The sequence below is a fragment of the Mesorhizobium sp. M7A.F.Ca.CA.003.01.2.1 genome, from assembly GCF_003998945.1.
Lineage (GTDB): Bacteria > Pseudomonadota > Alphaproteobacteria > Rhizobiales > Rhizobiaceae > Mesorhizobium > Mesorhizobium ciceri.
The window spans coordinates 1-3,254 of record NZ_RZRA01000669.1 but is presented as its reverse complement, the minus strand read 5'-3'; the positions used below and the strand labels follow the sequence as shown (position 1 = coordinate 3,254).

The 3,254-nt window shown below is 62.3% G+C and carries 3 protein-coding genes; 2 read left to right on the top strand and 1 reads right to left on the bottom strand.

Annotated features, from left to right (window positions below):
- Nucleotides 1-13: 13 nt before the first annotated feature.
- On the bottom strand, nt 14-1,210 hold the full coding sequence (locus tag EN969_RS23385) for a Tm-1-like ATP-binding domain-containing protein (protein ID WP_063169051.1): 1,197 nt from the start codon (nt 1,208-1,210) through the stop codon (nt 14-16).
- A 111-nt stretch (nt 1,211-1,321) separates the two neighbouring features.
- On the opposite strand from EN969_RS23385, the gene EN969_RS23380 reads away from it, so the two are divergent.
- A complete protein-coding gene (locus EN969_RS23380) occupies nt 1,322-2,017 on the top strand; it encodes a TetR/AcrR family transcriptional regulator (RefSeq protein ID WP_013529493.1) in 696 nt (231 codons plus the stop codon).
- A gap of 359 nt (nt 2,018-2,376) precedes the next feature.
- Nucleotides 2,377-3,254: extracellular solute-binding protein (locus EN969_RS23375; RefSeq protein ID WP_127419434.1), on the top strand; the 878-nt coding region annotated here is incomplete at its 3' end.

Sequence of the window (3,254 nt, the reverse complement as noted above, 5' to 3'; positions counted from 1 at the left end):
TTTTTGAGGTCTCTCACTGTCTGGCGATGTCGAGGAAGGCCGCTGTTGCTGCCTTTGCGAATTCCGGGTCGTTGATATGCAGCGGCAGGCGCGTCACGCGGCGCTTGCCGTTGGGCTTGATGGTGCGCTCGATGGCATCGAACAGAACGGCGTCGGCTTCCGGGTCGAAGAAGGCGCCGCCTTCGATGTCGAGCGCCGAGACGCCTTTTTCCGGGATGAGAAAATGCACCGGTCCCCCGCAGCGGGCGAGCCTGGTGCCGATCCACTCGCCGATCGCACGGCATTCGTCCGCCGTGGTGCGCATCAGCGTGACATTGGGATTGTGTTCGTAGAACAGCCGGTCGCGATAGTGCTCCGGGATGGTCGAAGGCGCCCAGAAGTTCACCATATCGAGCGCGCCGACGGAGCCGACATAGGGCAGCCCCGTGCGTGCGACGGCGCCGAAACGATCCTCCGTCGCCGGCAGCACGCCGCCGAACAGAAGATCGCAGACTTCGGTCGTGGTGATGTCGACGACGCCGGACAGCAAGCCGCTGTCGGCCAGCTTTTCCATGCTGCGGCCGCCAGTGCCGGTGGCGTGGAAGACCATGCAGTCATATCCGGAACGGAGCTGGTCGGCGATGGCGGTCACGCAAGGCGTGGTGACGCCGAACATGGTGAGGCCGATCGATGGTTTGCCGTCGGGTGGTGGCGCCGGGCTGGCCGCCATGCCTGATATGGCTTGAGCCGCGTTGTACAACACGACACGGGAGAGCCGGTTCAGTCCGGCCATGTCGGTCACAGAAGGCATCATGATGATGTCGGAGACATCGACGTAGGGAGCGGTGTCGCCGGAGGCGAGCGTCGAGACCATGATCTTGGGCAGGCCGAGCGGCAGGGCGCGCATGCCCGACGTGACGATCGATGTGCCGCCACCGCCGCCAATGCCGATCATGGCCGCGATGTCGTTGCGCGATTGGGCAAAGCGGGCGAAGGCGATGCCCATTGCGGCGACCGCGGCGCCGCGATCATTGCCGCCGAGCACGGTTTCACTGCCGCCGGGATGATGGTCGGCGATTTCCCTCGCGCTGATATCGACGGGGATGGTTGCGTCGCGCGTTCCGACATCGACACGACAAACGAGGGCGCCCGCAGCCGTGATTGCATCGGCCAGGAAGGCGAGTTCCTCGCCCTTGGTGTCCGCGGTCCCCACCACATAGATACGCTTCATTGCGCTCTCCCAATCCTGGCAGGCGCGATGCCGCCCCCATCGCTCATTGCCCGGGCCACTCGACGATGCGGACGCCATTGCAAATTTTTGAGACGTGCGTATCGTATTGGTATGAATGTCTCACGTCAACAATCCGCTGCGAGCGACGAGGCTGAACGGGCAACCGGCCCAGTGCCCGAACGTGGGCCGCGCGCGCGGACCAAACGGCTGATGCTGGAGACGGCAACAAGGCTGATGCAGGCGGGCGTCACGCCCTCGGTCAGCGAGGTCGCCGAGGCGGCCGAGGTTTCCCGCGCCACCGCCTATCGTTACTTCCCGAGCCAGTCGGCACTGGTGCAGGCCGTCGTCGACGAGGGGCTGGGGCCAATCCTCACCTGGCAATCGACCTCCGCCGATGCCGAGCGCCGGGTCGCCGAGCTGTTCGACACGGCCATGCCGCGCATCGAGGCCTTCGAGGCTACGTTCAAGGCAGCACTGAAGCTGTCGCTCGATCAATGGGCGCGGCGTCAGGCCGGCACGCTGGGCGGTGAGCCCGCCTTTACGCGTGGCCACCGCATCGACCTGCTGAAGGATGCGATCGCGCCGCTCAAGGGCCGTTTGCCGCCGCGCGACTTCAAGCGGCTGGCACAGGCGCTGTCGCTTATCTTCGGCGTCGAGGTGCTGATCGTGCTCAAGGATATCTGGGGGCTGGACAGCCGCCGGACGATGTCGGTCGCACAGTGGGCGGCCGGGGCGCTGGTGCGTGCGGCAGTGGCGGAATCGGTCGATGAAGGAGGCAGCCTCGATCCGAAGGCAGTCGTGAAATAGAGCCTAACTGGTTCGACCAGATTGGCATGCACACTACTGATCTTAGCGGTTGGGTGGGGTATTGGACAATACCCGATCATATCACTGAGTAGGAAAATCTTGGTAAAACAGGCAGATAAAGCGGTAATCCGATGGAAATGGCCACGTCAAGCTGCCAAGAAAGGGCTTGACGCGCATGCAAAATTGGTAATACCAGATTGGATCAGAAAAGCGGATCGAAAGTGAGGGCTGCGATCCATTTTCCGGCGGGGCGAGGAGGCTCGAAACCGGAAAGGTGCGATCACGGGAGGAACTACCAGGGCCGGCCACGTTGCCGGCTCGCACGATAAGGTAGAACGCGCACAAGGGAGGAAATCATTATGCGCAAGTTAGTGACCAGCGTACTTGCTGGTATCGGCTTAACGCTTGCCTGCGGAACGTCCGTTTACGCGCAGGAAAAGTCACTCACCATCTTCTGGGCTGAATGGGATCCCGCAAACTATCTGCAGGAGCTCGGCAACGAGTACGAGAAGCAAACCGGCGTCAAGATCACGGTGGAAACCACCCCGTGGGCCGACTTCCAGACCAAGGCCTTTACCGAGTTCAACGCCAAGGGCAGCGCCTATGACCTGGTCGTCGGCGACTCGCAATGGCTTGGTGCCGCCTCCGAGGGCGGTCACTATGTCGACCTCACCGACTTCGTCAAAGAGAACAAGGTTCTCGACAAGATGGCTCCGGCGACGGTCAAGTTCTACTCCGAATATCCCGGCAACAGCGGCAAATACTGGTCGATCCCGGCCGAGGGCGACGCCGTGGGCTGGGCCTACCGCAAGGACTGGTTCGAGGATCCGAAGGAAATGGAAGCGTTCAAGGCCAAGTATGGCTACGACCTTGCCGTTCCGAAGACCTTCAAGGAAATGACCGACATCGCGGAGTTCTTCAACAGGCCCGACCAGAACCGCTACGGCATCGCCATCTACACACAGAACCAGTATGACGGCCTGGCGATGGGCTTCGAGAACGCGCTGTTCTCGTATGGCGGTGAGCTCGGCGACTTCGGCACCTACAAGGTCGACGGCATCATCAACTCGGACAAGGCGGTGGCCGCGGCGGAAAACTACCGCAAGCTGTTCGGCTTCACGCCTCCGGGCTGGACCAACGCCTTTTTCGTCGAGAACAACCAGGCCATCACCGAAGGCCTGGCGGCGATGAGCATGAACTACTTCGCCTTCTTCCCCTCGTTGATCAACGAGGCGTC

Excerpts from the sequence above, each read along its gene's own strand:
- EN969_RS23385 (WP_063169051.1), bottom strand. The coding sequence starts at position 1,210 with ATGAAGCGTATCTATGTGGTGGGGACCGCGGACACCAAGGGCGAGGAA.
- EN969_RS23380 (WP_013529493.1), top strand. The coding sequence starts at position 1,322 with ATGAATGTCTCACGTCAACAATCCGCTGCGAGCGACGAGGCTGAACGG.